This is a genomic window from Phenylobacterium sp. (assembly GCF_044371015.1).
Lineage (GTDB): Bacteria > Pseudomonadota > Alphaproteobacteria > Caulobacterales > Caulobacteraceae > Phenylobacterium.
In genome coordinates this window covers 1-26,933 of sequence record NZ_JBILUK010000019.1, presented here as the reverse complement: position 1 = coordinate 26,933, position 26,933 = coordinate 1, and the positions used below count along the sequence as shown (strand labels likewise).

29 protein-coding genes and 1 riboswitch are annotated in these 26,933 nt (G+C 66.0%); of the genes, 9 read left to right on the top strand and 20 right to left on the bottom strand.

The window, feature by feature from the left end; all coding sequences use genetic code 11:
• A partial coding sequence (locus tag ACIQ3R_RS03275) for a TonB-dependent receptor (protein ID WP_397415059.1) occupies nt 1-1,876 on the bottom strand: 1,876 nt, incomplete at its 3' end.
• A 240-nt stretch (nt 1,877-2,116) separates the two neighbouring features.
• Here ACIQ3R_RS03275 and ilvD point away from each other — a divergent pair.
• Together ilvD and ACIQ3R_RS03265 are read left to right on the top strand one after the other, a co-directional pair.
• Nucleotides 2,117-3,847: a dihydroxy-acid dehydratase gene (gene ilvD / locus ACIQ3R_RS03270; RefSeq protein WP_397415057.1), complete on the top strand. Its 1,731-nt coding sequence runs from the start codon at nt 2,117-2,119 to the stop codon at nt 3,845-3,847.
• 13 nt (nt 3,848-3,860) lie between these two features.
• Entirely contained in the window at nt 3,861-4,550 is a 690-nt protein-coding gene (locus tag ACIQ3R_RS03265; protein WP_397415055.1) for an aspartate/glutamate racemase family protein, read from the top strand.
• Here ACIQ3R_RS03265 and ACIQ3R_RS03260 read toward each other — a convergent pair whose 3' ends face one another.
• Entirely contained in the window at nt 4,551-5,243 is a 693-nt protein-coding gene (locus tag ACIQ3R_RS03260) for an NnrU family protein (protein WP_397415053.1), read from the bottom strand. It abuts the gene before it with no gap.
• Between the two features lie 37 nt (nt 5,244-5,280).
• Complete coding sequence (locus tag ACIQ3R_RS03255) at nt 5,281-5,880, bottom strand: hypothetical protein (RefSeq protein WP_397415051.1); 600 nt, start codon at nt 5,878-5,880, stop codon at nt 5,281-5,283.
• A 212-nt stretch (nt 5,881-6,092) separates the two neighbouring features.
• Here ACIQ3R_RS03255 and rpsD point away from each other — a divergent pair, with 212 nt between their 5' ends.
• On the top strand, nt 6,093-6,710 hold the full coding sequence (gene rpsD / locus ACIQ3R_RS03250) for a 30S ribosomal protein S4 (RefSeq protein ID WP_397415049.1): 618 nt from the start codon (nt 6,093-6,095) through the stop codon (nt 6,708-6,710).
• Nucleotides 6,711-6,784: 74 nt separating this feature from the next.
• Here rpsD and ACIQ3R_RS03245 read toward each other — a convergent pair whose 3' ends face one another.
• The 7 genes from ACIQ3R_RS03245 to purC are packed head-to-tail and all read right to left on the bottom strand — an operon-like array spanning nt 6,785 to nt 11,242.
• Nucleotides 6,785-7,558: an SDR family NAD(P)-dependent oxidoreductase gene (locus ACIQ3R_RS03245; protein WP_397415047.1), complete on the bottom strand. Its 774-nt coding sequence runs from the start codon at nt 7,556-7,558 to the stop codon at nt 6,785-6,787.
• Between the two features lie 34 nt (nt 7,559-7,592).
• Nucleotides 7,593-8,639, bottom strand: coding sequence for a phosphotransferase (locus ACIQ3R_RS03240; RefSeq protein ID WP_397415044.1), 1,047 nt, complete (start codon nt 8,637-8,639; stop codon nt 7,593-7,595).
• Nucleotides 8,640-8,694: 55 nt separating this feature from the next.
• On the bottom strand, nt 8,695-9,357 hold the full coding sequence (purQ, locus tag ACIQ3R_RS03235) for a phosphoribosylformylglycinamidine synthase subunit PurQ (protein ID WP_397415042.1): 663 nt from the start codon (nt 9,355-9,357) through the stop codon (nt 8,695-8,697).
• Nucleotides 9,358-9,397: 40 nt separating this feature from the next.
• Complete coding sequence (locus ACIQ3R_RS03230) at nt 9,398-9,883, bottom strand: DUF3291 domain-containing protein (RefSeq protein ID WP_397415040.1); 486 nt, start codon at nt 9,881-9,883, stop codon at nt 9,398-9,400.
• Nucleotides 9,880-10,251: a hypothetical protein gene (locus ACIQ3R_RS03225; protein ID WP_397415037.1), complete on the bottom strand. Its 372-nt coding sequence runs from the start codon at nt 10,249-10,251 to the stop codon at nt 9,880-9,882. The genes ACIQ3R_RS03230 and ACIQ3R_RS03225 overlap by 4 nt, the downstream gene beginning before the upstream one ends.
• Nucleotides 10,248-10,487, bottom strand: coding sequence for a phosphoribosylformylglycinamidine synthase subunit PurS (purS, locus tag ACIQ3R_RS03220; protein ID WP_397415035.1), 240 nt, complete (start codon nt 10,485-10,487; stop codon nt 10,248-10,250). Before purS ends, ACIQ3R_RS03225 begins: the two co-directional genes overlap by 4 nt.
• Nucleotides 10,487-11,242 (bottom strand): phosphoribosylaminoimidazolesuccinocarboxamide synthase, encoded by a 756-nt coding sequence (purC, locus tag ACIQ3R_RS03215; RefSeq protein WP_397415033.1) that lies wholly within the window; start codon nt 11,240-11,242, stop codon nt 10,487-10,489. The genes purS and purC overlap by 1 nt, the downstream gene beginning before the upstream one ends.
• Before the next feature lie 238 nt (nt 11,243-11,480).
• On the opposite strand from purC, the gene ACIQ3R_RS03210 reads away from it, so the two are divergent.
• The gene (locus ACIQ3R_RS03210) at nt 11,481-11,804 is read left to right on the top strand and encodes a DUF1476 domain-containing protein (protein WP_397415030.1); all 324 of its coding nucleotides are present in this window, start codon (nt 11,481-11,483) and stop codon (nt 11,802-11,804) included.
• 129 nt (nt 11,805-11,933) lie between these two features.
• On the opposite strand, the gene ACIQ3R_RS03205 is transcribed toward ACIQ3R_RS03210, so the two are convergent.
• Nucleotides 11,934-13,394, bottom strand: coding sequence for a coniferyl aldehyde dehydrogenase (locus ACIQ3R_RS03205; RefSeq protein ID WP_397415063.1), 1,461 nt, complete (start codon nt 13,392-13,394; stop codon nt 11,934-11,936).
• A gap of 37 nt (nt 13,395-13,431) precedes the next feature.
• Nucleotides 13,432-13,899: a Holliday junction resolvase RuvX gene (gene ruvX / locus ACIQ3R_RS03200; RefSeq protein ID WP_397415028.1), complete on the bottom strand. Its 468-nt coding sequence runs from the start codon at nt 13,897-13,899 to the stop codon at nt 13,432-13,434.
• Nucleotides 13,900-13,970: 71 nt separating this feature from the next.
• Between ruvX and gatC the strand changes: the two genes are divergently transcribed.
• Together gatC and gatA are read left to right on the top strand one after the other, a co-directional pair.
• Entirely contained in the window at nt 13,971-14,258 is a 288-nt protein-coding gene (gene gatC, locus ACIQ3R_RS03195; protein ID WP_397415026.1) for an Asp-tRNA(Asn)/Glu-tRNA(Gln) amidotransferase subunit GatC, read from the top strand.
• Complete coding sequence (gene gatA, locus ACIQ3R_RS03190) at nt 14,259-15,731, top strand: Asp-tRNA(Asn)/Glu-tRNA(Gln) amidotransferase subunit GatA (protein WP_397415023.1); 1,473 nt, start codon at nt 14,259-14,261, stop codon at nt 15,729-15,731.
• 3 nt (nt 15,732-15,734) lie between these two features.
• On the opposite strand, the gene ACIQ3R_RS03185 is transcribed toward gatA, so the two are convergent.
• The 8 genes from ACIQ3R_RS03185 to ACIQ3R_RS03150 all read right to left on the bottom strand — a co-directional run bounded on the left by ACIQ3R_RS03185 (nt 15,735) and on the right by ACIQ3R_RS03150 (nt 23,901).
• Nucleotides 15,735-17,393: a M20/M25/M40 family metallo-hydrolase gene (locus ACIQ3R_RS03185; protein ID WP_397415020.1), complete on the bottom strand. Its 1,659-nt coding sequence runs from the start codon at nt 17,391-17,393 to the stop codon at nt 15,735-15,737.
• A gap of 89 nt (nt 17,394-17,482) precedes the next feature.
• Entirely contained in the window at nt 17,483-20,380 is a 2,898-nt protein-coding gene (uvrA, locus tag ACIQ3R_RS03180) for an excinuclease ABC subunit UvrA (protein ID WP_397415017.1), read from the bottom strand.
• 163 nt (nt 20,381-20,543) lie between these two features.
• Nucleotides 20,544-20,840 carry a DUF1330 domain-containing protein gene (locus tag ACIQ3R_RS03175; RefSeq protein ID WP_397415014.1) on the bottom strand — a complete coding sequence of 99 codons (297 nt, stop codon included), beginning with the start codon at nt 20,838-20,840 and terminating at the stop codon, nt 20,544-20,546.
• Nucleotides 20,837-21,262 carry a PaaI family thioesterase gene (locus ACIQ3R_RS03170; RefSeq protein WP_397415011.1) on the bottom strand — a complete coding sequence of 142 codons (426 nt, stop codon included), beginning with the start codon at nt 21,260-21,262 and terminating at the stop codon, nt 20,837-20,839. Before ACIQ3R_RS03170 ends, ACIQ3R_RS03175 begins: the two co-directional genes overlap by 4 nt.
• A 3-nt stretch (nt 21,263-21,265) precedes the next feature.
• A complete protein-coding gene (locus tag ACIQ3R_RS03165) occupies nt 21,266-21,778 on the bottom strand; it encodes a 6,7-dimethyl-8-ribityllumazine synthase (RefSeq protein ID WP_397415008.1) in 513 nt (170 codons plus the stop codon).
• An 88-nt stretch (nt 21,779-21,866) separates the two neighbouring features.
• A riboswitch (FMN riboswitch) is annotated at nt 21,867-22,027 on the bottom strand.
• 70 nt (nt 22,028-22,097) lie between these two features.
• A complete protein-coding gene (locus ACIQ3R_RS03160; RefSeq protein WP_397415005.1) occupies nt 22,098-22,541 on the bottom strand; it encodes a flagellar basal body protein in 444 nt (147 codons plus the stop codon).
• Nucleotides 22,541-22,852 (bottom strand): rod-binding protein, encoded by a 312-nt coding sequence (locus ACIQ3R_RS03155; protein WP_397415002.1) that lies wholly within the window; start codon nt 22,850-22,852, stop codon nt 22,541-22,543. The genes ACIQ3R_RS03160 and ACIQ3R_RS03155 overlap by 1 nt, the downstream gene beginning before the upstream one ends.
• On the bottom strand, nt 22,852-23,901 hold the full coding sequence (locus ACIQ3R_RS03150) for a flagellar basal body P-ring protein FlgI (protein ID WP_397415061.1): 1,050 nt from the start codon (nt 23,899-23,901) through the stop codon (nt 22,852-22,854). Before ACIQ3R_RS03150 ends, ACIQ3R_RS03155 begins: the two co-directional genes overlap by 1 nt.
• Nucleotides 23,902-24,161: 260 nt before the next feature.
• Between ACIQ3R_RS03150 and ACIQ3R_RS03145 the strand changes: the two genes are divergently transcribed.
• The 3 genes from ACIQ3R_RS03145 to ACIQ3R_RS03135 form a co-directional block, all read left to right on the top strand.
• Nucleotides 24,162-24,593, top strand: a complete 432-nt coding sequence (locus ACIQ3R_RS03145) for a flagellar assembly protein FliX (RefSeq protein WP_397414999.1) — start codon at nt 24,162-24,164, stop codon at nt 24,591-24,593.
• An 81-nt stretch (nt 24,594-24,674) separates the two neighbouring features.
• Nucleotides 24,675-25,103 (top strand): RNA polymerase-binding protein DksA, encoded by a 429-nt coding sequence (gene dksA, locus ACIQ3R_RS03140; protein WP_397414996.1) that lies wholly within the window; start codon nt 24,675-24,677, stop codon nt 25,101-25,103.
• Between the two features lie 93 nt (nt 25,104-25,196).
• A partial coding sequence (locus ACIQ3R_RS03135; RefSeq protein ID WP_397414993.1) for an NAD(+) synthase occupies nt 25,197-26,933 on the top strand: 1,737 nt, incomplete at its 3' end.

Here is a 26,933-nt window from a genome sequence, read left to right as displayed (position 1 = left end):
TGGCCGGATCGATCACGTATTGGCGAACCACGCCGTTGGTGGTGACCGCAGGCGAGGTCACGCCTTCGATCAGACCGGCGGTGCTCTTGGGAGCCAGGGCGTCGGTGAGGTCCATGGCGCCGTTGCCGAGACCGTTCAGACCCGCCAGAGCGGGGATGCCCAGGACTGGAGCCAGGCGCGCCACGGCGTTCAGGTTGCCGAGCAGGCTGCCCCAGTTTGCCGCAGTGCCCGGACCGAAGCCGCCCAGACCGAGGGCCGGGTAGAGACCCGGATAGCAGGCGTCCGAGTTACAGACGATGCGCCGGAACTCCTGACCGAACTTGTTGTCCTTGGTGTAGCGCAGGCCGGCGGTGAACTTCACCGTCTCGGTCATCTGGTAGTCGACCTGACCGAACAACGCCTTGCTTTCCGTGGTCAGGGCGTAGTTGCCGGTTGACCAGAAATTCTGCGGGTTCGGCGCGGCGCCCAGGATCGGCGTCTGCAGCGAAGACGGGCCGACCAGGAAGAAGTCGGCGGTGCTGCCTGTGCCGGTGTATTTTTCGTTGAAGTAGTAGGCCCCAACGATCCACTGCAACGGGCCGTCATCGGTCGATGAGATGTTGATCTCGTGGCTGTACCACTTCGGATACTCGAAGTAATGGTAGCCGTTGTTGGCGTTGACGGTCAGCGGCGTACAGTTCACCGGAGACACGCCAGCGGCGAACAGGCCGCCGAGGGTTCCGCAGATCGATCCGGGCGCGAGCGGGATCTGATAGGACTGGACGCTGGTGCCGTCCGTATCGCCGTACAGGTCGTACTTATACTCCTGATAACCGCCGACATACTTAACGTCGATGGTCGGGAAGGAATAGGTGAAGTTGGCCGTGAACGAGTTCACGTCGCGCAGACGGACCCGCTGCGGGATATTGGAGTCGAATTCACGGTTGTCCCGCGCGGCCGGGTTCGAGGTCGTGGTCGATCCATTGAACTGGCGCAGGCTGCCCGGAACGATCCCGTTCAGGCCGGTTTCCGGCGTCAGACCGTGGGCCGAGGCATAGACAATCGAGTAGTTCGGATCGAGGCGACCGGTCGAGAAGGAGTCGGCGAGATAGCCGGAACGCGCGCCGGGGCCGCCGCGGTTGTGCCAAACGAGGCTCTTGTACGACACCCAGAGATCCGCGTTCTCGCCGAGATCGGCTTCGAGCTGAACCTGGAACTGATACTCGTCACGCTTGGAGCCTTCCGAAGGCTGCCCGGCGGTGACGTTGTTGAAGTAGCCCTTGCGCTGGTCGAGCTTGTAACCTGAGAAGCGCATCCGGAGCCCGTCGGCCACCGGGCCCGAAACGGCCGCCTGCAGATTGGTGAAGCTGTAGTTTTCAGCGATCGCGCGGACTTCCGCGTAGAAGTCGTCCGTGGGACGAACCGAGATCACGTTGACGGTGCCGCCGATGGCGTTGCGGCCGTAGAGCGTGCCCTGCGGGCCGCGCAGGATTTCGACCCGCTCCACATCCAGCGGAGGACCGCCGGCCAGAACGGTGGAGGTGGTGAACAGGCCGTCGATGTAGATCGACACGGCGCCGTCCACGGCGTGCACGTTGGTCAGACGGCCGATGCCGCGCATCGAAGCGCGGTCGTTCGACGACTGATAGACGAAGCCCGGCGTGAAGTTCGTCAGGTCCTGCACCGTGGAGATACCGACCAGATCGCGCTGGCGGTTGGTGAAGGCCGAGATCGCGACCGGAACGTCCTGGAGGCTCTGTTCCCGCTTTTCCGCGGTAACCACCAGCTCTTCGATGGTGTTGGAGCCCGTCTGGGCCTGGGTCTGGGCCTGGGCCGAGAATGCGACCGCGCTGGCGGCCAGCATGCTTGTGGCCATCAGGATGGCTTTGGACTGCATTTGAAAATCGCTCCCCAATGAATCTGAATTTGCTGGCGCTATTGCCTGCGCATTACCCCCAAACTCGCTGAGCCCGTTGGTCGCGTCAATCCCAATGAGCACCCGAGTCTCGTTAGGTGATCGACCTTAAGTTACCGCTCTTAACGAGGCCTTGCGTCGGTGACGCCCGCAGAAGGGCTTCCACGCGCCCGCCGGGGCCCTTAGAGAGATCGCCGCCGCAGAAACTGGGAGCCGGACGTCATGCATCGCAATCCCGACGGATCCTGGGACAAGGCCCGCCTGCCCAGCCGACACACCACGATCGGACCGGCCAAGGCGCCGCATCGGTCATATTACTACGCGATGGGTCTCGGGACCCGGGACATCAACCTGCCCTTCGTGGGTGTGGCCCATTGCGGCAACCAGTCGGCCCCCTGCAACACTGCGCTGGAGCGGCAGGCTCACGCCGCCGCCGAGGGCGTGAAGACGGCCGGCGCGACGCCCCGTGAATTCTCGACGATCACAGTCACCGACGGCATCGCCATGGGGCATGAGGGCATGCGCTCTTCGCTGGCCAGTCGGGAAGTGATCGCCGACTCGGTGGAACTCAGCGTACGCGGCCACGCCTATGACGCGCTGGTCGGCATCGCCGGTTGCGACAAGAGTCTGCCGGGCATGATGATGGCCATGCTGCGCCTGAACGTGCCCAGCGTTTTCCTCTATGGCGGCTCTATCCTGCCAGGACGGCTGGATGGTCAGGATCTCACCGTCCAGGATGTGTTTGAGGCGGTGGGGCAATTCTCGGCCGGAACGATCACCGAGGAACGCCTCTGCCAGGTGGAACAGCATGCTTGCCCCGGCGACGGCGCCTGCGGCGGCCAGTTCACCGCCAACACCATGGCGCTGGTGTCGGAGGCGATCGGCCTGGCTCTGCCATTGAGTTCGGCCCTGCCGGCCACTTACCTGGACCGGGATGATTACGCGCGCGCTTCGGGCGCGGCCGTCGTGCGTCTGATCGAACAGAACATCCGGCCGCGTGACATCTGCACCCGAAAGGCCTTCGAGAACGCCGCGGTCGTTGTGGCGGCGACCGGTGGCTCGACCAACGCTGGTCTCCACCTGCCGGCCATGGCGCACGAGTGCGGCGTCGAGTTCACCCTGCGCGACTTCGCCGAGATCTGCGCGCGCACGCCCTACATCGCCGACCTCAAGCCCGGCGGCCGGTTCGTGGCCAAGGACATGGGGGAGGCCGGCGGCGCGCCGATGCTGATCAAAACCCTCCTGGAGGGCGGCTATCTGCACGGCGACTGCATGACCGTGACCGGCAAGACCCTCGCCGAGAACGTCGCCGACGTGAAATGGCGTGACGACCAGGAGGTGATCCGGCCGATCACCAACCCGCTGTCGCCGACCGGCGGCGTCGTGGGATTGTGGGGGAATCTGGCCCCGGACGGCGCCATCGTGAAGGTTGCGGGCCTCAAGCACATCAAGCACCGCGGCCCGGCCCGGGTATTCGATGGCGAGGACGCCTGCTTCAACGCGGTCGAGGCGCGAGACTACAAGGAAGGCGACGTTCTGGTCATCCGTTACGAGGGCGCCAAGGGCGGTCCGGGCATGCGGGAAATGCTGTCCACGACGGCGGCGCTCTATGGCCAGGGCGTGGAGAACATCGCGCTCATCACCGATGGCCGGTTCTCGGGCGCGACGCGGGGCCTATGCGTCGGGCATGTGGGGCCGGAAGCCCAGACGGGCGGGCCCATCGCCCTGGTGAAGGATGGCGACATCATCACCATCGACGCGGAGACCGGCGCCATCACGCTCGAGGTCGATGACGCCGAACTGGCGCGTCGCAAGGCCGACTGGAAGCCCCGCAAAACCAACTATCAGTCGGGCGCGATCTGGAAATTCGCCCAGATGGTGGGGCCGGTGCACCTGGGCGCAACGACCCATCCGGGAGCGGCGGGCGAGACCCACGTGTTCGCCGACATCTGATGCGGACCCCCAATTGAAAACTCTGGGTCTGATCGGCGGGATCAGCGCCGAGAGCACCACGGTCTACTATCAGCTGCTGAACCGCGGCGTGCGGGAACGCCTGGGCGGACTCCACTCCTGTCCGCTGATCCTGTGGTCGGTGGACTTCGCGCCGGTGGCGACCCTGCAGGCGGCCGAGGACTGGGACGCCACGGGCGGGCTGCTGGCGGAAGCGGCCCGACGGCTGGAGGCGGCCGGCGCGGAGGCGATTCTGATCTGCGCCAACACCATGCACATCAATGCCCCGCAGGTGGGGGAGGCGGTGAAGATCCCATTGATCCACATCGCCGATGCGACCGCCGCGACCCTGAAGGCGAGGGGCGTCGCCCGGCCGCTGCTGCTGGCCACGCGGTTCACCATGGAGAAGGCGTTCTATCGGGACCGGCTGGTCGAACTGGGACTTTCGCCAAGGGTGCCCGAAGCCGGGGATCGGGAACGCCTGCATGCAATCATCTATGACGAGCTCTGCCAGGGTGTGATCCGTTCGGAGTCGCGTGACGAGGTCGTGGCGATCATCGCGCGCGGACAGGCGGCCGGCGCGGACGGGATCATCTTCGGCTGCACCGAGATCGGCCTGCTGCTGGATCCAGCGAACATGCCTCTGCCGACGGTGGACTCCGCAGTGGCCCACGTTCAGGCGGCGGTGGATTTCGCCCTGGACTGATCAGCCCGTGACCGCGACCCCGAAAAGGTAGGGGTGGGCGAACACCAGGGCGACATAGACCGCCACGGCGGCCCCGAGCTTCACGAGCCCGATTTCGCCCAGACGCAGGGGCTGGCGCCCAGTCAGTATGGCGGCGAACGGAACGTTGGAGGTGGCCTGCGCGAAGGGCGTCCAGCCATCGCCCAATGCGGCTTTGCGCTTGGCGTCGATGCTGACCGTGCCGCTCAGCGCCAGGAACAGCAGCGTGCCGAACAACACCAGGGAGGCGGCGTCGCCATTGACCATCAGGTGGCCGACCGACAGCACGGCCACGCCCCAGAGGAACGGGTGGCGAGTGATCCGCAGCATGCCCTTTACCACGTCCTCGCGGTTGAGCGCGCCTTCCTGCTTGACACTGGTCGGGTTGGCGGTGAGCAGGCCCGGCACGATCAGCAGCAACGCCAGGACCTGCAGGACGAACTGGGCGTGACGGGTGGCGTCGGTGACGCCCCACCAGACGGTGTTTTCGGGTGAAGATCGCGCCATCCCATAGGTCGCGGCGAGCAACACAATTCCGCCGGCAGACAGCAACGAAAACAGTCCCAGAAACGCCGCCTCGCCGATCCGGCCGACGATGACGCCCCGGAGTGGCGACCCGGACACCACAAGGTGCAGGGCGAGGAAGGCGACGGCCGCCAGCACGAGCATGGTCATGAGGTTAGTCTCCGATACCGAAGCGCAAACCCAACGCTCAGTCGTCGTCGCGGTCAATGTCGCCGTTTTCCTCCGGGGCGACCGGGACCTGAGGCTGGACCCGGGGCGGCGGGGTCGATTGCGTCCTGCGGAGGATCGCCTCCATGCGGCTGATCCAGGCCCGGCCCTCCGTCAGCGCAGCTTCGGGATCGCGGGCGATCGAGCGTGCGGGATCATTCGGCCGCCAGAGTTCCAGAACGAACTCCGGATGGTCAGGGTCGTCGAACACGAAGCGGAGTTGGGCGCTCTCGTCCGGCTCATCGAGCCGATCCGCAGGCCGGCCGCCGGAGCCGCGCGCCGCACGCGCCACAATCTGCCGGTCCACGATCAGCTCCACGGCGTCCAGTTCGGCCAGAGGCCAGACGAGCCGCCACTCACCGGCGTCCCAGGCCGCTGCGACGCGTCCGCCGGCCAGGTCGAGGCCCACACCCGCGCGCCCTGCGACCAGCACGGGGCGCGGCTCTGTATCCACCGCGGCTCGCAGCGCGCGCCGCACCGCGCGGCGGGGATCCCGCAGGCGACCGACAATCAGGCCGACGATCGTGAACGCCAGGCCCAACAGCAGGATGAGGATCGCGAGCCGCCCGAGCTCTTGCATGGAGTGAGCTTAATCGCGCTTGCTCGAGTCGGCGAACCCGGACGCCCGCCAAACTTGACAGGGGGAGGCCCCACCGTCATAGACGCCGCCTTCCTGAACCGCCGGGCTCGCCCGTGGGGTGCGGGAGCCATGACGGATTGATGCGACGCCGCCGTTGAGATCGCGTTCCTCACCTTGAAGGAGCGCCGGCCCGGATCGAAGAGAGTGGAACCATGTCCAAGCGCCATAGCGCCAAGTACAAACTCGACCGCCGTATGGGCGAAAACGTCTGGGGTCGGCCCAAGTCTCCCATCAACTCCCGCGCCTACGGCCCCGGTCAGCACGGCCAGCGCCGGAAGTCCAAGGTCTCGGACTTCGGGCTCCAGCTCCGCGCCAAGCAGAAGCTGAAGGGCTACTACGGCAACATCACGGAAAAGCAGTTCGTGCGGATCTATGAAGAGGCGGATCGCCGCAAGGGCAACACCTCGGAGAACCTGATCGCGCTGCTGGAGAGCCGGCTGGATGCGGTGGTCTATCGCTCCAAGTTCGTGCCGACCCCGTTCGCGGCCCGTCAGTTCGTCAATCACGGCCACGTGCTGGTCAACGGCAAGCGGGTGAACATCGCCTCCTACCGGGTGAAGCCGGGCGACGTGGTCTCGGTGCGCGAGCGTTCGCGTCACATGGCCCTGGTGCTGGAAGCGCTGCAGTCGTCGGAGCGCGACACGCCCGACTACATCACCGTCGACGCCAAGAGCATGAGCGCCACCTTCGTCCGCGCGCCGGAACTGGCGGAAGTGCCCTATCCGGTGAAGATGGAACCGAACCTCGTGGTCGAATTCTACGCGTCCTAGGATCAACCTCGGAACACACGGAACTTACGGAAGGGGCGTCGCGGGTGCGGCGCCCCTTTTTCGTTTCGCGCCGCCTACTTCGTCTGCCCCCCGTCCACCGGAACCACCGCGCCCGTGACGAAGCTGGCGAGCGGGCTCAGCAGGAAGGCGGCGACGGCTCCGATCTCTTCGGGGCGGCCATAACGGTTCAGGGGCACCTCGCGCTTGATCCAGCGCGCCCAGGCCTCGGCCCGTGGGCCGGTGGAGCGGGCTTCCCAGTCGCCGCCGGGGAAGATGATGTTGCCCGGCGCGATGGCGTTGACGCGCACGCCCAAGCGGCCGGAGAGCTGGGCGAGTTCCTTGGTCAGATGGTTCATGGCCGCCTTGGCTGTGCCGTAGGTGAGGGGTGTTCCCAGCGCGCCCAGGCCGGCGATGGACGAAATGGTCAGGACCGAACCTTCGCCCCGCGGCGTCATCCGCTTCAGCGCCGCACGCGCCAGCCGCCAGGCGGAGTCTAGATTCTGGGAGAATCCCGCGTCCCAGGTGTCGTCGTCGATGTCGATGCCGGGCGGGCAGGGATGGAGACCCACATTGGCGACGGCGCCGAAGATCGGGCCGAGCTCGGCTTCGGTGCGGGCGACGGCGTCCTCGATGGCGGCGGTTTCGCGCATGTCGCCGGGGATCGCCAGGACGCTGGTTGCCCCATAGGCGTCAGCAAGACGGGCCCGTGTGGCCTCCAGCGCCTCGGCGCCTCGGGCGGCGATGGCCAGGCGCGCGCCTTCGGCCAGGCAGGCCTCGACGATGCCGAGGCCGATGCCCCGGCTGCCGCCGGCGATGAAGATGACCTTGCCGTCCAGTCCGAGATTCATGGGCGTTCCGTCCGATGTGAGGGGGCTCCGGTGATCACCCGGCGCGAAGGATTTCCAGCGCCTGCTCAGCCAGAGCCGGTGTGCCGTTGACGGCCTCGCGGCCCTCGGTTGCGGCATTGCCGGCCAGCACGCGGCGATAGACGCCCTGGCTGATGGAAGCGAGGCGGAAGATGGAGAAGGCCATCAGGAAGGCCCAGTCGTCGATGCCCGCACGGTTCGTTCGGCGGCAGTACGCGGCGACGTAGTCAGCTTCATTGGGGATGCCGCTGGTCGCGAAATCCACCCCGTCCAAACTGCCCCAGCCGGGCGAGTGGCTCCGCCAGATGAACCCGTTATAGGCGATGTCGGCCAGCGGATGGCCGATGGTGGAAAGCTCCCAGTCCAGAACCGCGATGATGCGAGGTTCGGTGGGGTGATACATCACGTTTTCCAGCCGATAGTCGCCATGGGCGATCGACACCGATTGATCGCTGGGTATGCGGGCCGGCAATTCGGCGATCAGGGCGTCCATGGCCGGGATGCTCTGGCTCTCGGCGTCGCGGTACTGGCGGGTCCAGCGGGCGACCTGGCGCTCGAAATAGTTGCCGGGCCGGCCGTAGTCGGCGAGGCCGACGGCGGCGAAGTCGACCTGATGCAGCTTGGCCAATGTGGCGTTGAGGTCGTCGTAGATGGCGGTGCGTTCGGCGGGCGTGCAGTCCGGAAGCGTGGCGTCGCGGAAGATGCGGCCTTCCAGATAGTCCATCACGTAGAAGGCGGTGCCGATCACCTCGGGATCTTCACAGAGCGCGCGCATGACCGGCACAGGCACGAGACCGCCCAGCGCTTTCATCACCCGATACTCGCGATCCACCTGGTGGGCGCTTGCGAGTAACTGGCCCGGCGGCTTCTTGCGGAGAACGTAGCGCCACCCTGCGCCGTCGGTGAGCAGGAATGTGGGATTCGAGGCGCCGCCCTGGAACTGCTGAACCTTGAGCGGCGCGCGATAGCCCGCGACATTCGACGCCATCCAGGCGGCGAGGCGGGTCTCGTCGAAGCGGTGGGCGGGGACGACGTCGCGGACGGGCGGGGAGGCGGTGGTCATGGCGGCCATTGCACCGGGGTGCGGCGTCGCGGTCAACGCTGTCCCCGGGTAAGTGTCAGGCGCTGGCGAGCGCGCTCTGGAAGAGAAGGGCGCCGTCAGCCGAGCCCAGCTCGGCTTCAAAGGCGCGGTCGGGGTGAGGCATCATGCCCAACACATTGCCCGCCCCGTTGACGATGCCGGCGATGGCTCGGGCCGAGCCGTTGGGGTTGTCGAGATAGCGGAAGACAACTTGGCCCTCGCCCTCCAGCCGATCCAGCGTGGCTTCGTCGGCGAAGTAGTTTCCCTCGCCGTTGCCGACGGTCATGGTCACTTCGCGGCGGCCGGCATAGGCGGCCGTGAAGCGCGTCTGGCTGTTGACCACGGCGAGGTCGACCGCCTTGCAGACATACTTGAGCCGAGCGTTGCGCAGCAGGGCGCCGGGCAGCAGACCCGCCTCGCAGAGGATCTGGAAGCCATTGCAGATGCCGACGGTGGCCACGCCGCGGCTCGCAGCCGCCTTCACCTCGGTCATCACCGGTGAGAGCGCCGCCATGGCGCCGCAACGGAGATAGTCGCCATAGGAGAAGCCGCCCGGCAGAACGATCAGGTCCAGTCCGTCGGGCAGGGCGGTTTCTCCGTGCCAGACCATGTCGACGACAGCGCCGGTCGAGCGCTCGATGGCGACTTTGCAGTCGCGGTCGCAGTTTGAACCCGGGAAGACGATGACGGCGGCTTTCATGGGCGCGCGCCTAGCATCGTTTGCGCCGCCTCGCGAGAGATCAGGCGCATTCGTCCAGCACCGGAAAAGCTGGTCGACCATCAGGTGCGGGGTAGGGGTTCTTGAAGCTGAACGCTTCGGCCGTGGCGCCAAGCTGTTCGAACAGGTTCAACCGAGCGAGCCCCTCCTCGACACTCGGCCGATGGCCTGTCGGAATCCACCATAGGCACTGATAGACTTCGATATGCTCGAACCACTCGCGGCGGCGGCGCATGATGTCGCGGTGGGCGCTACGGTAAACGAAGCTGGCCAGAGCATCCACGTCGGACCAGACGGACATGTTGATGGCGAGCAACGGATCGTCTGCATCGGGCTGTATATCGGTGGCGTCGCCCCCTTCACCGACCAGCCGCCAGACGAAACCCGGCATGCAGTCGGCTAAAGCGTTTATGCGGCCAAGATTGTTTTTGAATTCTGATGTGGCGGGGTGATCCACCGGCGCTTTGAGGCGACCGACATTGATCTGCGCCAGGTGAAATCCGGTCATTTGCGGGTCCAGGTCTTGAGGCCTTCGAGATAGGCGTGGAGTTCGTCGTAGCCCTTGCGGTCGCCCCAGGCGCAGCCCGTGGTCTTCACCCCGCCACTCGCGGTCTGCATTATGATCGCGGGATGGGCGGGCGAGTCCTCGCGGGTGATCAGGTAGGATACGCGACCGTCAATGCTCGACCAGTAGGCGTAGGGCTCGGACCCGACGATCCCGGCCAACTGTAGCCGGGGCTGGGCGGTGAGCGCAGCGACCTGCTCCGTGAAGGGTCTGGCGCAGTCGGGCGCGAGGTAAGTGATTTGGGTATCATCAGCCGCGGGCGCGCAGGCCGTCGTAAGCAGCCCCAGGAAGAGGGCGGCGCCTCGGATCACGCCAATTCCACGCGGTAGCTTTCGATCACAGTGTTGGCGAGCAGCTTGTCGCACATGGCCTTGACCTCGGCCTCTGCGGCGGCGGCGTCCGATGCGGCGAGATCGAACTCGATCGTGCGCCCGACGCGGACATGCTCGACGCCGCCCCAGCCCAGGCCGTGCAGCGCCTGCTCGACCGCCTTGCCTTGCACATCAAGCACGCCGGGCTTGAGGAATACGTGGACCTTCGCGCGCACTAGTGCAGGCCTCCCTGGATGACGGTGGGCATCTCTTTCATGATGCCGAGGCGGCGGGCGACCTCGGTGTAGCTTTCGATGACGTTGCCGAGGTCGCGCCGGAAGCGATCCTTGTCGAGCTTCTCGTTGGTCTGGCTGTCCCAAAGCCGGCAGCTGTCGGGGCTGATCTCATCAGCCAGGATGATGCGCGAGAAGTCATTCTCGTAGATGCGGCCGAACTCAATCTTGAAGTCCACGAGCGTGATTCCGACGCCAAGGAACAGGCCTGACAGGAAGTCGTTCACCCGCAGCGTGATGGCCATCATGTCGTCGATCTCCTGGGTCGCGGCCCAGTTGAAGGCGGTGATGTGCTCCTCAGAAACCATCGGGTCGTGGAGTTTGTCGTCCTTGAGGTAGAACTCGATGATCGAGCGGGGCAGGGCCTGGCCCTCAGGCAGTCCGTACCGCGTCGAAAGCGAGCCGGCGGCGACGTTGCGGCACACGACCTCAAGCGGGATGATCTCCACCTCCTTGATGAGCTGTTCCCGCAGGTTCAGCCGCTTGATGAAGTGGTTCTGAACGCCGATCGCGCTCAGCTTGGTCATGATGTACTCGCTGATCCGGTTGTTGATGACGCCCTTGCCCTCCAGGATGGCCTTCTTGGTGGCGTCGAAGGCGGTGGTGTCGTCCTTGAAGTACTGGATCAGCGTGCCCGGTTCAGGCCCCTCGTAGAGGATCTTGGCCTTGCCTTCGTAGATCTTCTTGCGGCGCGTCATGTCGCGAATTCTCCAGCGGCGGAGCAGGGCCGTCGGAATGAAAAACGCGCGCGAAGCGTCTGTGATCGCGCGCGCGTCCGACTCGGCGTCTCGCCTGGTTCTCAGCGGCTGAATTTAGCGAATGGCGACCCCTGGCGCAAACGCCGCGCAGATGTGAGGCCGCTTTCCATTGCGGGGCCATCCGGCGCACGATATGTGATCGCCGCTCCATGACGAGACGCTGAGACGCCAGGACACGATGACCACCTTTGAAGAACGCGAACGGGGTTTTGAGAAGAAGTTCGCCCTGGACCAGGAGCAGGAATTCAAGGCCACCGCCCGTCGCAACCGCGCGCTGGGCCGTTGGGCCGCGGGGCTGATGGGGCTGGAGGCCGCTCAGGTCGACGAGTACGCCACGGCGGTCGTGAAGTCCGATTTCGAGCTTCCGGGTGATGACGACGTGTTGCGCAAGGTGTTCGAAGACCTCAAGGGCGCCGGGGTCAACACCTCGGAAGCCGACGTGCGCATGAAGATGGCCGAACTGCTGGCCCAGGCGCGCGAAGGCGTCCGCAACGGGACCTGAGCTCGACCTGAGCTCCCCCGCGAAGCGGCGGGATGCGGCCAGCCGTAAACTCAGAGCTGGCCGCCATCGACACATTACCCGGGCCTGAGGCGATCTGCCTCGACCAGCTGCTGTTCTCGGGTTGAGGGGTCAGGCCTTGATCTGACCATCCAGGAACTTGCGGATTCCTGGGCCGTAGGGCGGGCGCAGCATCTTCAGCGGGCCGATGTCTTTCTTCATCTGACTGAAGACGGCTTTCCGGTGGCTGAATTCGCGGAAGCCGTCGGCGCCGTGATAGCTGCCCATGCCGGAGGGACCGACGCCGCCGAACGGCAGTTCTTCCTGCGCCACGTGCATGATCACATCGTTGACGGTCACGCCGCCGGCGGTGGTCTGTTTGAGAACGCGCTCCTGCTCAGCGGCGTCATCTCCGAAGTAGTAGAGTCCGAGCGGGCGGTCGTGGCCGTTCACATAGGCGATGGCCTCGTCCAGCGTGCGATAGCCCTTCACCGGGAGCACAGGCCCGAAAATCTCCTCCTGCATCACCTTCATGTCGTCGGTGGGCTCGAGAATCAGGGTCGGCGCGATCTTGCGGTGTTCCTGTTGCGAGAGGTCCTCACCCTCGGGCTTGAGCTCAACCACACGGGCGCCCTTGGCGCGCGCATCCTCAATGTAGCCCGTGATGCGGTCAAAGTGGCGCTGGGCGACAACCGATGTGTAGTCGGGATTGTCCTTGATCGTCGGGAACATGGTCGTAACCGATGCGCGGGCGGCGGCGACAAACCCTTCGACCTGGTCCTGCGGCGCCAGCACATAGTCGGGGGCGAGGCAGATCTGGCCGGCGTTGAGCGTCTTGCCGTTCATGACGCGGGCCGCGGCCGTGGTCAGGTCGGCCGACTTGCCGAGGATCACCGGGCTCTTTCCGCCGAGTTCCAGCGTGACCGGCACGAGATTCTCCGCCGCGGCGCGCATGACGTGGCGGGCCACCGAGGTGGCCCCGGTGAAGATCAGGTGATCGAAGGCCAGGCGCGAGAATTGCTCGCCGATCTCAGGGCCGCCGGTGATCACCGCGATCTCTTCCTCGGAAAAGGCGCCGGCGAACATGGTCTTCATCAGTTCGGACGTGACCGGCGTGTATTCGGACGGCTTGATCATCGCGCGGTTGCCCGCGGCCAGGATCCCGGCCAGTGGCGCGAAGGTCAGGTTCACCGGGAAATTCCAGGGGCTGATGACGCCGACCACACCCTTGGGCTGGTAGCGCACCTCGGCCTTGGCGCCGAACAGGCCGAGGATAGCCGGCGTCGGCTTGCGCTTCTCCGGCCGCATCCACTTCGTCAGATTGTCGCGGGCGTGTTGCAGCGGGCCGATGGAGCCGGCGATATCGGTGACGGCCGTGGCCTCGCGCGAACGGGACCCGAAGTCGGTGTTCAGCGCATCCTCGATGGCCCGGCGGTTCTCCCGCAGCAGACGGATGCAGCGGTCGATTCGTTCGATCCGCAGCGCCGCACTGGCCTCGCCGTCCCGCAGGTCGGCCGCTTTCTGACGTTCGAGGAGGGCCTGCATATCCATGGGGTGTCTCCGATCGTGTGGCGTGCGAACAGGCGCAAGAATGACGGCGCCGTCAAGATAGGGTGGCGCGATCTCAATCCTAAGGGTTGCGCATCCGGTCCAGCGCGCCCTGCAGAATCCAGGCGGCGGCCGCGCGATCAACCACCTGGGCCCGGCGGGCGCGGGTGGCGTCGGCTTCGTCGATCAGCATGCGGTTGACCGCCATGGTGCTCATCCGCTCATCCCAGAAGGCGATGGGCAGGTCGCGCAGACGCAGCAGATTACGGGCGAAGGCGCGGACCGATTGCGCGCGGGGCCCCTCGCTGCCGTCCATGTTGACGGGGAGGCCGATGACGAGGCCGCCGGCCGCGCGGCTCTCCATAAGTCGGAAGAGGGCCGCCGCATCGTCGGTGAACTTGACCTTGCGGATCGTTTCCAGCGGACTCGCGATCATGCGCGTCGTGTCGGAGACTGCGACGCCGATGGTCTTTTCGCCCAGATCAAGGCCGGCAAGCGGCGCGCCGGGCGGTAGCGCTGCGGGCAGGTCTGTAAGCGCGATCACCGACATTGCGTCGCTATAGCTTGCCTTGCGGGGGTCCGCACGGCTAACCCACGCGCCGGATCACAAGGAGGATGGCCATGGCCATCGACGCGGCGACTGTTCGCAAGGTCGCCAGACTGGCGCGTATCGCCGAACCGGAAGAGCGGCTGGAGCCGCTGGCCAAGGAGCTCTCGGCGATCCTGGCCTGGATCGAGCAGCTGAACGAGGTCGACACCGACGGTGTGGAGCCGATGGCCTCGACCGAGGCGGTGACCCTGCCCATGCGCGATGACGTGGTCACCGACGGCGGTGATCCGGATCGGGTGCTGGCCAATGCGCCAAAGTCGGCCAAGGGCTTTTTCGTGGTGCCGAAGGTGGTGGAATAGATGGGTGACCTGACCGGCCTGACGCTGAAGGGGGCCCTGGAGGGGCTGGCCACGGGCGCATTCTCTTCGGAGGAGATCACCCGCGAGCACATCGCTGCGGTTGAGGCGGCGCGGCCGCTGAACGCCTTCGTGCTGGAGACGCCCGACAAAGCGCTGGAAATGGCCCGCGCGGCCGATGCGCGCCGCGCGAAAGGCGAGGCCGGGCCGCTGGAAGGCGCGCCGCTCGGCATCAAGGATCTGTTCTGCACAGAGGGTGTGGAGTCGACCGCAGGATCGAAGATCCTGCAGGGTTTCAAGCCCGGCTATGAGAGCACCGTCACCGCCAATCTGTGGCGGGATGGGGCGGTGATGCTGGGCAAGCTCAACATGGACGAATTCGCCATGGGCTCGTCCAACGAGACCTCGGCCTGGGGGCCGGTGGTCAATCCCTGGCGGTCCAAGGGCGGCAACGCCGACCTGACGCCGGGCGGAAGTTCGGGCGGCTCGGCTGCGGCCGTGGCGGCGCAACTCTGCCTTGGGGCCACGGCGACCGATACGGGCGGTTCGATACGCCAGCCGGCGGCGTTTACCGGCACGGTCGGGATCAAGCCGACCTACGGGCGCTGTTCCCGCTGGGGCGTCGTGGCCTTCGCCTCGTCGCTCGATCAGGCGGGCCCGATGGCGCGCACAGTCGAGGATACCGCCATTCTGCTGCGCTCGATGTCCGGGCACGACCCGAAGGACTCGACCAGCCTGCCGGTCGAGGTTCCCGATTTCGCGAGCTTCTGCGGCAAGTCGGTGAAGGGCCTGCGGATCGGCGTCCCGCGCGAATACCGCGTCGACGGCATGCCCGCCGAGATCGACGCGCTCTGGGAGCAGGGGATCGCCTGGCTCAAGGACGCTGGCTGCGAGATCGTCGACGTCAGCCTGCCGCACACCAAATACGCCTTGCCGACTTACTACATCATCGCGCCGGCCGAAGCCTCGTCGAACCTCGCCCGCTATGACGGCATGCGATACGGCCTCCGTGTCGAGGGCGCCAACCTGACCGAGACCTATGAGAAGAGCCGCGCCGAGGGCTTCGGGTCAGAGGTGAAGCGGCGCATCCTGATCGGGGCCTATGTGCTCTCGGCCGGCTACTACGACGCCTACTACCTGAAGGCGCTGAAGGTGCGTCGGCGCATCACCGACGACTTCGACCGGGCGTTTGAGCGGGTCGATGCGTTGCTGACTCCCACGGCGCCCTCGGCGGCCTTCGCTCTGGGTGAACGGTCGGATGATCCGGTGGCGATGTACCTCAACGACATCTTCACGGTGACCGTAAACCTGGCCGGCCTGCCGGGCATGAGCGTGCCGGCCGGGCTCGACGCCCAGGGCCTGCCGCTCGGGCTGCAGCTCATCGGCCGATCCCTCGACGAAGGCACGCTGTTCTCGCTCGGCGCCGCGATCGAGAGGGCTGCAGACTTCCGGGCCAGGCCCGCGAAGTGGTGGTGAAAGCTACCGTCCCGCGCCAGGATCCTTGACGAACGCCGGCGGCTTGCTGTCGTTCGCCAGCCGCCAGACCGACAGGTAGGACAGCTGAAGGATGCGCGTCATCTTGGCGTAGTTGATCCGGTCCGCGGTGTCGGTGGTCTGGTGATAGTCCGGGTGGAAACCGGTGAAGACCCAGAACGCAGGAATATCGTTCAGCACGAATGGAAACTGGTCGCTGCGGAAGAATACGTTCAGCGCGTACTCGCGGTCGAATCGGTCATCCAGGTCGAGCCCTATGGCCCGGTTGGCCTCCACGATCACCCGACGCAGGTCGGGGCTGTAGGTTCCGCCGATCAGGTTGAGGCGGTTGGTGGTGTCGGCCGGGATCTCAATCAAACCGGTGGTTTGGTCGCTGGGCGCCTCATTGCGACCGATCATGTCGAAGTTGAGCATGGCCCGTGTGGTCGCCAGCGGGCGCACCGGCTTGGCGGCCATGTGGTATGCGCCCAGCAGGCCGCGCTCCTCCGCCGCAAAGGCGACAAACAGAATTGACCGCTTTGGTCGGGTCGGATTGGCCATGAAGGCCCGCGCCAGTTCGATGACCCCGACGGTGCCCGAGGCGTTGTCGTCCGCCCCATGCCAGATGGCGGCGCCGCCGTTGGCGAACCCGTCGTGATCGTGGTGGCCGCTGATGATCACGGTTTCAGCGGCCAAGGTCGGGTCTGATCCCGGAAGGATGCCCGCGACGTTGTAGCTCATGCCGCGCCGGCGGCTGACATTCTCCAGGTGGAGGCGGACCGTCGCGCCTGAAAGCGCCCGTGACTGTGGCGTGAGGTCCTTGTCGATCGCCGTCTGCAGGGCCTGCGGGGTGGCCCCGCTGTTCGCCAGCAGCGCTCCGGCAAGCTTGTCCGACACCGTGACGATCGGAATTCGCAACTCGTCCTCAACCAGCGCCTGAGCGGGGAGCGACGGACTGCGGGTCACGCTGCCGCCGATCCGGTTCACGCGTTCGATATTGGAAGGGTGCTTCCGGTTCGGCTCGGCGATCACGATCATCGCCACCGCGCCGCGCCGTTGGGCGTTGAGCGCCTTGACCCGATTGGTCGCGTGGCGGGTGTTGCCGGTGCCGTTGAAAGGCGAGGCCGGGTCGGTTTCCTGGGGTTCGTGCTCGAACACCACCACGACCTTCCCGCGCACGTCGAGGCCCTTGTAGTCGTCATAGCCGACACCCGGCGCGCTGATCCCATAGCCCGCGAAGGCCACGGGCGCAGTGATGTCCACATCGTCCCGATAGGAGCCGGCGAGGTCGGGCGCCGTGAAGCGCTGGCTGGCGTCGCCAACGCTGAGAACCAGGCTGCTGGCCGCCGAATTGCCGCGATACTCGATCAGCGGAACGGCTTGAAGGTACCCTGCGGCGCCGGGGGCTTCGTTGATCGGCGTCAGGCCGGCCTTCGCGAACTCGCCGGCGATCCACTGGATAGCGGCGTCGTCGCCGGTCTCGAGCGACATTCGCCCCATGAGGGCGCCGGACGCCAGAAAACCGATGTCGGCGCGGATGTCGGCCTCTCGAATCTGGTCGAATCCCGGCCGCTGGTCCTTGGGAATGGCTGCGGGCCTCTCCGCCGCCTGGCTGGAACCGCCAAAGGCGACGCAGGCCAAAAGCGTGACGAATGTCCGTTTCATGATTGCTCCCCCCAGAGCCGCCCCTCCGACCTCATCCGAGGGGCGCGGACAGATTGGCAGGGTCGTCGCCCCTGAACCAGCCTGGAAAGCTAGGCGTCAACCAATCTCCGCACCCGGGTCTGGCGCCGCGCCTCGTGCCGCTCCAGGAGGTCCTTGAGGTAGCGGCCGGTCCAGCTGCGGGAGGACTTGGCCACGTCCTCTGGAGTGCCCTGGGCGACGATCTCGCCGCCGCCGTCGCCGCCTTCCGGACCAAAGTCGACCAGCCAGTCCGCCGTCTTCACCACATCGAGGTTGTGCTCGATGACCACGACGGTGTTGCCCTGATCAGCAAGCTCATGAAGCACTTCCAGCAGCTTCTTCACATCTTCGAAGTGGAGGCCGGTGGTCGGCTCGTCGAGGATGTATAGAGTCTTGCCGGTGGCGCGGCGGGACAGTTCCTTCGACAGCTTCACCCGCTGGGCCTCGCCGCCGGAGAGGGTCGTGGCCTGTTGGCCGACCTTCACATAGCCCAGGCCGACGCGCTTCAGCGTCTCCATCTTCTCGCGGATCGGCGGCACCGCCTTGAAGAAGTCGGCGGCCTCCTCAACGGTCATGTCGAGGGTGTCGGCGATGGACTTGCCCTTGAACAGGATCTCCAGCGTCTCGCGGTTGTAGCGACGCCCGTGGCAAACGTCGCAGGTGACGTAGACGTCGGGCAGGAAGTGCATCTCGATCTTGATCAGGCCGTCGCCCTGGCAGGCCTCGCAGCGCCCGCCCTTGACGTTGAACGAGAACCGGCCCGGGCCGTAGCCTCGGGCCTTGGCCTCCGGAAGTCCGGCGAACCAGTCGCGGATGGGCTGGAAGGCGCCGGTATAGGTTGCCGGATTGGATCGCGGCGTGCGGCCGATGGGCGACTGGTCGATGTCGATGACCTTGTCGAAGTGCTCCAGCCCCTCGATCCGCTCATGCGGAGCGGGCGCGTCGGAGGCGTTGTGCAGGCGTCGCGCGGCGGCCTTGTAGAGCGTCTCGATTGTAAAGGTCGACTTGCCGCCGCCGGACACGCCGGTGATGCAGGTGAAGGTGCCGATCGGAATCTCGGCGGTGACGGACTTCAGGTTGTTGCCGGTGGCGCCGACCACGCGCAGGCGCTTCTTGCCGATGGGGCGGCGGTCCAGAGGCACGGCGATCTCGCGGGCGCCGGAGAGGTATTGGCCGGTGATGCTGTCGGGATTGGCCATAACCTCGGCGGGCTTGCCCTCAGCGATCACCCGCCCGCCGTGAACGCCCGCGGCGGGGCCCATATCGATGACGTGGTCGGCGGTAAGGATCGCCTCCTCGTCATGCTCAACCACCAGCACGGAGTTACCGAGGTCGCGCAGGCCCTTGAGCGAGGTGAGCAGGCGTGTGTTGTCGCGCTGGTGCAGGCCGATGGAGGGCTCGTCGAGCACATAAAGCACGCCGGTGAGGCCTGAGCCGATCTGGCTGGCCAGGCGGATGCGCTGACTTTCCCCGCCGCTTAGCGTGCCGGAGGAGCGCGACATGTTGAGGTAGTCCAGGCCCACATTGACCAGGAACCGCAGCCGGTCGTTGATCTCCTTCAGGATCCGCCGGGCGATCTCCATCTGCTTTTCGGTGAGCTGGCTGTCGAGGCCCTCGAACCACTCCTGAGCGTGACGGATCGAAAGGCGCGACACCTCGCCGATGTGGCGGCCGGCGATCTTGACGGCGAGCGCCTCGGGCTTGAGGCGATAGCCCTCGCAGGAGAGGCACGGCGTCTCGGACTGGAAGCGGCCCAGCTCTTCGCGCACCCACGAGCTGTCGGTCTCGCGCCAACGGCGTTCGAGGTTGGGCAGCACGCCCTCGAAGGTTTTGTTGACCTCATACTTGCGTGCGTTGTCGTCGTAGACGAAGCGGACTTTCTCCGCGCCGGAGCCGTAGAGCACCACATTCTTGGCGGGCTCCGGCAGCTTCCACCACGGAACATCCATCGAGAAATCGTAGTGGCGCGAGAGCGCCTGCAGAGTCTGTGTGTAGAGCGGAGAGGGACCCTTGGCCCAGGGCGCCACCGCCCCTTTGTGCAGGCTCTTGTCCTTGTCCGGCACGATCATGTCGGGATCGAAGGCCAGCTTTGCGCCCAGGCCGTCACAGGCCGGACATGCGCCGTATGGGTTGTTGAACGAGAACAGCCGCGGCTCGACCTCGCTGATCGTGAAGCCGGAGACCGGGCAGGCGAACTTCTCGGAAAAAATCAGCCGGCGCGGCTCAGTCTCGCCCTCGGCCCGGTCGGCCCACTCGGCCACTGCGATGCCGTCGGCCAGCCTCAGCGCCGTCTCCAGGCTGTCGGCGTAGCGGCTCTCAAGGCCGGGCTTGGTGACGAGCCGATCCACGACGATGTCGATGTCGTGCTTGAATTTCTTGTCCAGCGTCGGCGCGTCTTCGATGGGGAAGAACTCGCCGTTGACCTTCACCCGCTGGAATCCCGCCTTTTGCCATTCGGCGAACTCTTTGCGGTATTCACCCTTCCGGCCCCGCACCACCGGCGCCAACAGGTAGAGGCGCGTGCCCTCTGGAAGGGCCGAGAGTTTGTCGACCATCTGGCTGACGGTCTGGCTCTCAATCGGCAGGCCGGTGGCCGGCGAGTAGGGCACGCCGACGCGCGCCCACAGCAGGCGCATATAGTCGTGGATCTCGGTGACGGTGCCGACGGTGGAGCGCGGATTGCGGCTGGTGGTCTTCTGTTCAATGGAGATGGCGGGCGATAGACCCTCGATCAGGTCGACGTCCGGTTTGCTCATCAGCTCCAGGAACTGGCGCGCATAGGCCGAGAGGCTCTCCACATAGCGCCGCTGGCCCTCGGCGTAGATGGTGTCGAACGCCAGCGAACTCTTGCCCGAACCGGAAAGCCCGGTGATCACCACCAACTCCCCGCGCGGGATATCGACGTTGACGTCCTTCAGATTGTGCTCGCGCGCGCCGCGGACACGAATGACGTTGAGTTGTTCGGCCATGCTGCCTTCGGGACTTCGGGGCCGTCAGATTAGGTGACGGGACTCAGTGATAACACGGGAACGCAAGATGAACACAAACTTGGCTCAACCGTAACGGCGGGATAGCTGACAGCGTAGTGTCAGGAGGGTCGCCTTCGCGGGGGCGTTAGGCTGGCGCTCACCGTCATGCCTGTCCGAACCCCTCCGCCATAAGGATCCACGCTTCCGAGGCCGCGTGCCGATGGCGCGCGATCTCCTGGTAATCCGGCGACCTCATCCAGGATATCGCCGCCTTCTGATCCTCGAAGGACAGGATCACCAGCCGGCGGCCGTCTGCGACGCCCTCCAGCACGGCGGGCGCGTCGCTGACGGCGACGATCTGGCCGCCATGCTGCTGGAGAATCGGCATGAAGCCGGCTTCGTACTGGGCATAGCGCTCGCGGTCGTGGATCGCGATGTGGCCAACGATGTAGCAGGTCATGCCGCCGCCTTTCGCATCACCTTGAACACTGCGTTGGCGCGCGCGCAAGGCTCGCCGTCGGCGGTCACGAAGGCCTGGGTAAAGGCCAGCGAACCTCCCAAGCGGACGAACTCGGTCTCCACCGCCAGCCACTGCCCCACGTGCGCGGACCCCAGGAAGTCGACGGTCAGGTTGACGGTGACCAGGCGGCCGCCGTCTCCCAACCGATGAGCGCATGTGAGTCCCATGGCGTTGTCGGCCAGCGCCGTGATCAGGCCGCCGTGGACGAAGCCCCGGCTGTTGGTATGGGCCGCGCCGGCGCGGACGGCCAGTATGACCGCCGCGTCAGTGTCACGCCGCCAGATTGGCTCCCAAGGATCGGTGAGGGGACTTCGCCGGTCGTGTCGGACGAATCCCCCGGGCGGATCGAGAAGGGCCTCCAAGGGTCATGCCCCCGCCAGGCGCGCGAGGCTGTCCATGGTGCCCTTGCAGGCGCGTGCGGCCTCGGCGCCCTTCTGGCGGAAGTGCTCGTGGAAGAAGCGCTGGTGGACGTCGTGCTCATGGAAGTGGTGCGGCGTCAGCACCACGGAGAACACCGGCGTCTCGGTGGCCAGTTGCACCTGCATCAGCGCCTGGATGACGGTCTGGGCGACGAAGTCGTGCCGATAGATTCCGCCGTCGACCACGAAGCCGGCGGCCACGATGGCGGCGTACTTGCCGGTGCGGGCCAGTGTCTGGGCGTGCAGCGGGATTTCGAAGGATCCCGGGGTTTCGTAGACTTCGATCGCGGAGGCGGGGATTCCCAAAGCCCCCATCTCCTCGGTGAACCCTGCCAGGGCTTCGCGCACGATGTCGGCGTGCCAGAGCGCGTGGACAAAGGCGATGCGGCCGGCGCGGAAGGCGCCATTGGCGGTGGGGAACTCGAGGGTTTCGAGCTTGTTCGTCGCAGATTGGGTCATGGTCTTCTCCCTGACCGGGTTCAAAGGACCACGACTCAGGGGCAGGCCGCGCCGCACGCAGGCGCGATGATGCGCCGATGTGCAACTCGACCGTTCTCATAACCGGACTCTAACCGTCGGCCCCGGGATCACACCGGCTCTGCTCGTCCTTCACCGAAGTGAAGCGCCCGCGGGCTCGTCCCATTCAGACCATAGGCCTTAAAGGGCATTACCGCCGGTGGGGAGTTTCACCCCGCCCTGAGAACGTAGGCCGCCGGAACGTCCGACGGCTTGGGCAGGATAGGCGGAAAGACGGGCGACGAACAAGTGTTTGAATGAACTACGCCCGCTTGTTCAGCGTGATCGCTGTGGCGGCGCCTGGGGCGGTCTGGGCGCCCGACGCGCTGTAAGTGGAACCCTGGGTGCGTTGGGCCGCAACTTCATCGGCGATGCACTTGACCAGGCCCTCGGTTACGGTTCGGGCGGCTTCCACGGCGCGGCCCTGACGCGCGAGTACGGCGTCAAAGGCTTCAGTCGCGCGGACGAGGGCGGCCCGGGCCGCGGGCGTCACGCCTGCGATCAGGGTCGGGTCCGCTTTCACGCGGGCGCTCTCGTGTCGATAGAGATTGGCCAGGCGGCTGATCTCGTCCATTCCGGCCGCTGCATCCTGAGGTCGGTGCTGTTCGAAGGCCTGGGCCTGGGCGGCGATCAGGTCGGTCAGGCGCTCTGTCAGTATGATCAGTTGGTCGACGCGGTCGGCGGCGTCGGCGGCGGCGATGGCCATCAGCTGAGCCCCTGCAGCTTCAGGATCTCGCGCTGGACCGTGTCGGCGATGCCGATGCCGCCGGTCTTGGCCATTTCCTTGCCCATGGCTTCGGTCATCACAGAACGGAACATCTGCTCTCCCTCGCCGCCGCCGAACGGTCCGTCGGTGGAGAGGCCGGAGAACATCTGCTGCAGCATCACCGAGAGCACCTGGGCCTCGAACTTCTGGGCGGCGTCCTTGGCTCGGTTGCGGGCGAGATCAGCGGTCGTCGCGCGGGGCGTACCGGAGAGCAGAGCAGGATCGACCGTGGCGGCGGAAAGGCTGTTCATCACATCACCTCGATCTCGGCCTGGAGCGCACCCGCAGCCTTGATGGTCTGCAGGATGGAAATCATGTCGCGGGGGGTCACGCCCAGGGCGTTGAGGCCCGACACCAGGTTGGAAAGCGAGGCGCCTGAGTTCACCGTCAGAAACTGACGGCCTTTCTCTTCCTCAACCGAGACGTCGGACTGCGGCACCACCGCGGTCTGGCCGCCGCGCGAGAAGGGCGTGGGCTGGCTGACGGCGGGCTGTTCGCGCACTGTGATCGTCAGATTGCCCTGCTGGATGGCGACGGTCGAGACTCGCACCGCGTCGCCCATGACGATCACGCCGGCCACCTCGTCGATCACCACCTTGGCCGGGTTGTCGGGCTCGACCGACAGGTTCTCGACTTTGGCCATGAAGGAAACCAGGTTCTCGTTCCCCGGCGCGCGGAGCGTCACGATGGTGGGGTTGTCTGCGTTGGCTGAGCCTGGGTAGGCGGAATTGACCGCGTCGGCGATGCGCCGCGCGGTGGTGAAGTCCGGATTGCGAAGGGTCATGCGCATCTGGCTCATTGAGGCGAGCTGGAAGGCGATTTCCCGCTCCACCGTCGCACCGCCGGCGATACGTCCGGCTGTGGGCACGCCCTTGAGAACCACTGAGCCTGATGCGCCGCCGGCGCTGACCGAGCCCGTCTGCACGGTGCCCTGAGCCACCGCATAGGCCTGGCCGTCGGCGCCCAACAGCGGGGTGACCAAAAGCGTGCCTCCGAGCAGGCTCTTGGCGTCTCCGAGCGCCGAGACAGAGGCGTCGATCTGAGATCCCGGCGCGGCGAAGGCCGGCAGGCGCGCGGTGACCATCACCGCCGCCACGTTCTTGGTGTTGAGGTTGGCGTCACGGACGTTGACGCCCAGCCGCTCCAGCATGGCTTCAAGGCTCTGCTTGGTGAACGGCGCATTGCGCAGCGCATCGCCGGTGCCGTTCAGGCCCACCACGATGCCGTAGCCGACCAGTTGGTTCTCCCGGATGCCCTCGAACTCAACGATGTCCTTGATCCGGGACTTGGCGAAGGCCATCGGCGCGGTGAAGGCGACGATGGCGATCACGAAGGCGAAGATGACCTTCGCGAGCAGGGTGATGATGGGTCGGCTGGCGGCGCGTGCGAACATGCGGGCGTCCACGCGAGAACCGTGCCACAAAATATTCCAATAAAATCAGTAGAGGAGTCGCGGGGGCGGCAAGTTTGATCCGGCAGAAAGCGCCGCCCGTTAACACCCCTGCAAGCATGACGCGTCGATCTTCCGGCCATGCAGCTGGTTTTGCGAGCGGGTCGGTCATGAAGGTCTCCGGGACAGGCGGGCTGACGCCGTCTGCCGGGCCCCGTGCGGCCCGCGGCGGCGACGGCTCGGGGTTCCGTCTCGGCGGAACTGCCGTTGCGGGCTCCGCGACACCGGCGACGTCGGTGTCAGGCCCCGCCGGGGTTGTCGGCGTTCAGGCGCTGATTGCGTTGCAGGATGTGGAAACCGCGACGGAGCGCCGGCGGCGATCTGTCCGCCGCGCAGGTCGTCTGCTGGACGAGCTTGACCGCATCAAGGTCGCGCTGCTGGGTGACGAGCTGTCCGGCGCTCAGCTCGACGCCCTTTCACGCGCCGTGCGCGAACAGCGGGCGGCCACCGATGACCCCAAGCTCGAGGGCGTGCTGGACGAGATCGAGACTCGCGCGGCTGTCGAATTGGCCAAGCTAGAGATGGCGCGTGCGGCCCGCTGACGCGCGTCACGCGAGTGTCGTTGAAACCCTAGGCCGTTTTGCTATACAGCCCGCCGCGTGTCCTAAGGACGTGAGGTTTGCATGAAGTCGGCCATGGCGCTCGCTGAACCGGGTGACTACCGTCCTACAGAGGACGAGGCATTCATGAATGAGCGGCAGCTGGAGTATTTCCGCCAGAAGCTGCTGGCCTGGAAAGAGGACATCCTTCGGGAGTCCCGGGAGACGCTCTCTCACCTCCAGAAGGAAACCGAGAATCATCCCGATCTGGCGGATCGCGCCTCCTCGGAGACCGATCGGGCGCTGGAGCTTCGGACCCGTGACCGGCAGCGCAAGCTGATCTCCAAGATCGACGAGGCCCTGCGCCGTATCGAAGACAATTCTTACGGCTATTGCGAAGAGACGGGCGAGCCGATCGGGCTGGCGCGGCTGGAGGCGCGGCCCATCGCCACCTTGAGCCTGGAGGCGCAGGAGCGCCACGAGCGGCGCGAGCGCGTTCATCGCGACGATTGACCCGAACCCACGGTTTCGGCCGCGGAGTTACGAGTCTATCAACCGTCGCCCATATATGCTCAAAGTGAGCATTACTCCGGGCGGGAGCAGGCTGTGAGCCATCGGTTCCATTCAATTCACACGCACGGCTTTGTCCGCGCTGCTGTCTGCACGCCGCCGGTGACGCCTGGCGATCCGGGGGCCAATGCGGCCGCCATCCTGGCCATGGCGCAGGAGGGGCATGTTCGCGGCTGCGACCTGATGCTGTTTCCCGAACTCAGCCTCTCGGCCTATGCGGTGGACGACCTGTTCCTGCAGGACGCCCTGTTGGCCCGCGTGGAGACGGAGATCGAGGGCCTTGTTAAGGCCAGCGCCGGTCTGGCTCCGGTGTTGGTCGTGGGCGCGCCGGTCCGGGCCAACGGTCGACTCTACAACGCCGCCGTTGCGATTTCTCGGGGTCGGATTCTCGGTGTAACGCCGAAGAGTTTCCTTCCAAACTATCGAGAATACTACGAAAAACGCTGGTTCGCGCCGGGTGTTGGCGTAACCGGTCTGACGATCGCACTGGCCGGCCAGACGGCGCCGTTCGGGACCGACCTCGTGTTTGGCGCCGAGGATCTGGCGGACTTCGTCTTCCACTTGGAGATCTGCGAGGATTTCTGGGCGGCGACACCGCCGTCGAGTCTGGGGGCTCTGGCAGGCGGTCTGATCCTCTGCAACCTGTCGGCATCCAACGTGCTGGTCGGGAAGGCGGAAGAGCGCGAAACGCTGTGCGCGTCGCAGTCGATGCGTTGCCAGGCGGCCTATCTCTACTCGGCGGCGGGCCCCGGTGAGAGCACCACCGATCTGGCCTGGGACGGCCAGGCTTCGATCCATGAACTCGGACGAAGGCTGGCCGAGACCGAGCGGTTTCCGACGGGCCCTGCGATGGCCATCGCCGACATTGATGTCCAACGTCTGCGGCTGGAACGCATGCGGACGCCCACATTCAACGACGCCGCCGCCGCTGCCGGACACCCAGAACAGCGGTTCCGCCGGGTCGGATTCGACCACCAGCCGCACCGGAAGGATGTCGGTCTGCTCCGGCCGTTGGATCGCTTCCCCTTCGTGCCGGCTGATCCGGCCCGACTCGACCAGGACTGCTACGAGGCCTTCAACATCCAGGTCCACGGCCTGATGAAGCGGCTTCAGGCGACCAAATCGCAGCGGCTGGTGATCGGTGTGTCCGGCGGTCTGGACTCCACTCACGCCCTCATCGTCGCGGCGCGGGCCTTTGACGCCTTGAAGCTGCCGCGGACGGGCATCCTGGCCTTCACCCTGCCGGGTTTCGCCACCAGCGACGGCACCAAGGCCAATGCGTGGGCGCTGATGCGGGCGCTGGGCGTCAGCGCCGAGGAGATCGACATCCGGCCCACGGCGCGGCTGATGCTGGAGGAGATCGGCCATCCCTTCGCCAATGGCGAGCCCATTTACGACATCACCTTCGAGAATGTGCAGGCGGGCCTGCGCACGGACTATCTGTTCCGCCTGGCCAACCAGCGCGATGCGTTCGTGCTGGGAACGGGGGACCTGTCGGAACTGGCGCTGGGCTGGTGCACCTACGGCGTCGGCGACCACATGAGCCACTACAACGTCAACGGCGGGGTGGCGAAAACGCTGATCCAGCACCTGATCCGATGGGTGGTGAAGACCGGTCAGCTGGGCGGGGAGGGCGACGCCACCCTGCTGGCCATCCTCGACACCGAGATTTCGCCCGAGCTGGTGCCCGCCGACGCCAGCGGCGCCATCCAGTCGACCCAGGCCAAGGTGGGTCCCTACGAACTCCAGGATTTCAGCCTGTTTCACATCACC

Coding starts and splice junctions, on each gene's coding strand:
- ilvD (WP_397415057.1), top strand. CDS start 2,117: ATGCATCGCAATCCCGACGGATCCTGGGACAAGGCCCGCCTGCCCAGC.
- ACIQ3R_RS03260 (WP_397415053.1), bottom strand. CDS start 5,243: ATGACCATGCTCGTGCTGGCGGCCGTCGCCTTCCTCGCCCTGCACCTT.
- ACIQ3R_RS03255 (WP_397415051.1), bottom strand. CDS start 5,880: ATGCAAGAGCTCGGGCGGCTCGCGATCCTCATCCTGCTGTTGGGCCTG.
- rpsD (WP_397415049.1), top strand. CDS start 6,093: ATGTCCAAGCGCCATAGCGCCAAGTACAAACTCGACCGCCGTATGGGC.
- ACIQ3R_RS03245 (WP_397415047.1), bottom strand. CDS start 7,558: ATGAATCTCGGACTGGACGGCAAGGTCATCTTCATCGCCGGCGGCAGC.
- ACIQ3R_RS03240 (WP_397415044.1), bottom strand. CDS start 8,639: ATGACCACCGCCTCCCCGCCCGTCCGCGACGTCGTCCCCGCCCACCGC.
- purQ (WP_397415042.1), bottom strand. CDS start 9,357: ATGAAAGCCGCCGTCATCGTCTTCCCGGGTTCAAACTGCGACCGCGAC.
- ACIQ3R_RS03230 (WP_397415040.1), bottom strand. CDS start 9,883: ATGACCGGATTTCACCTGGCGCAGATCAATGTCGGTCGCCTCAAAGCG.
- purC (WP_397415033.1), bottom strand. CDS start 11,242: ATGACGCGCCGCAAGAAGATCTACGAAGGCAAGGCCAAGATCCTCTAC.
- ACIQ3R_RS03210 (WP_397415030.1), top strand. CDS start 11,481: ATGACCACCTTTGAAGAACGCGAACGGGGTTTTGAGAAGAAGTTCGCC.
- ruvX (WP_397415028.1), bottom strand. CDS start 13,899: ATGTCGGTGATCGCGCTTACAGACCTGCCCGCAGCGCTACCGCCCGGC.
- gatC (WP_397415026.1), top strand. CDS start 13,971: ATGGCCATCGACGCGGCGACTGTTCGCAAGGTCGCCAGACTGGCGCGT.
- gatA (WP_397415023.1), top strand. CDS start 14,259: ATGGGTGACCTGACCGGCCTGACGCTGAAGGGGGCCCTGGAGGGGCTG.
- ACIQ3R_RS03185 (WP_397415020.1), bottom strand. CDS start 17,393: ATGAAACGGACATTCGTCACGCTTTTGGCCTGCGTCGCCTTTGGCGGT.
- uvrA (WP_397415017.1), bottom strand. CDS start 20,380: ATGGCCGAACAACTCAACGTCATTCGTGTCCGCGGCGCGCGCGAGCAC.
- ACIQ3R_RS03175 (WP_397415014.1), bottom strand. CDS start 20,840: ATGACCTGCTACATCGTTGGCCACATCGCGATCCACGACCGCGAGCGC.
- ACIQ3R_RS03165 (WP_397415008.1), bottom strand. CDS start 21,778: ATGACCCAATCTGCGACGAACAAGCTCGAAACCCTCGAGTTCCCCACC.
- ACIQ3R_RS03160 (WP_397415005.1), bottom strand. CDS start 22,541: ATGGCCATCGCCGCCGCCGACGCCGCCGACCGCGTCGACCAACTGATC.
- ACIQ3R_RS03155 (WP_397415002.1), bottom strand. CDS start 22,852: ATGAACAGCCTTTCCGCCGCCACGGTCGATCCTGCTCTGCTCTCCGGT.
- ACIQ3R_RS03150 (WP_397415061.1), bottom strand. CDS start 23,901: ATGGCCTTCGCCAAGTCCCGGATCAAGGACATCGTTGAGTTCGAGGGC.
- ACIQ3R_RS03145 (WP_397414999.1), top strand. CDS start 24,162: ATGAAGGTCTCCGGGACAGGCGGGCTGACGCCGTCTGCCGGGCCCCGT.
- dksA (WP_397414996.1), top strand. CDS start 24,675: ATGAAGTCGGCCATGGCGCTCGCTGAACCGGGTGACTACCGTCCTACA.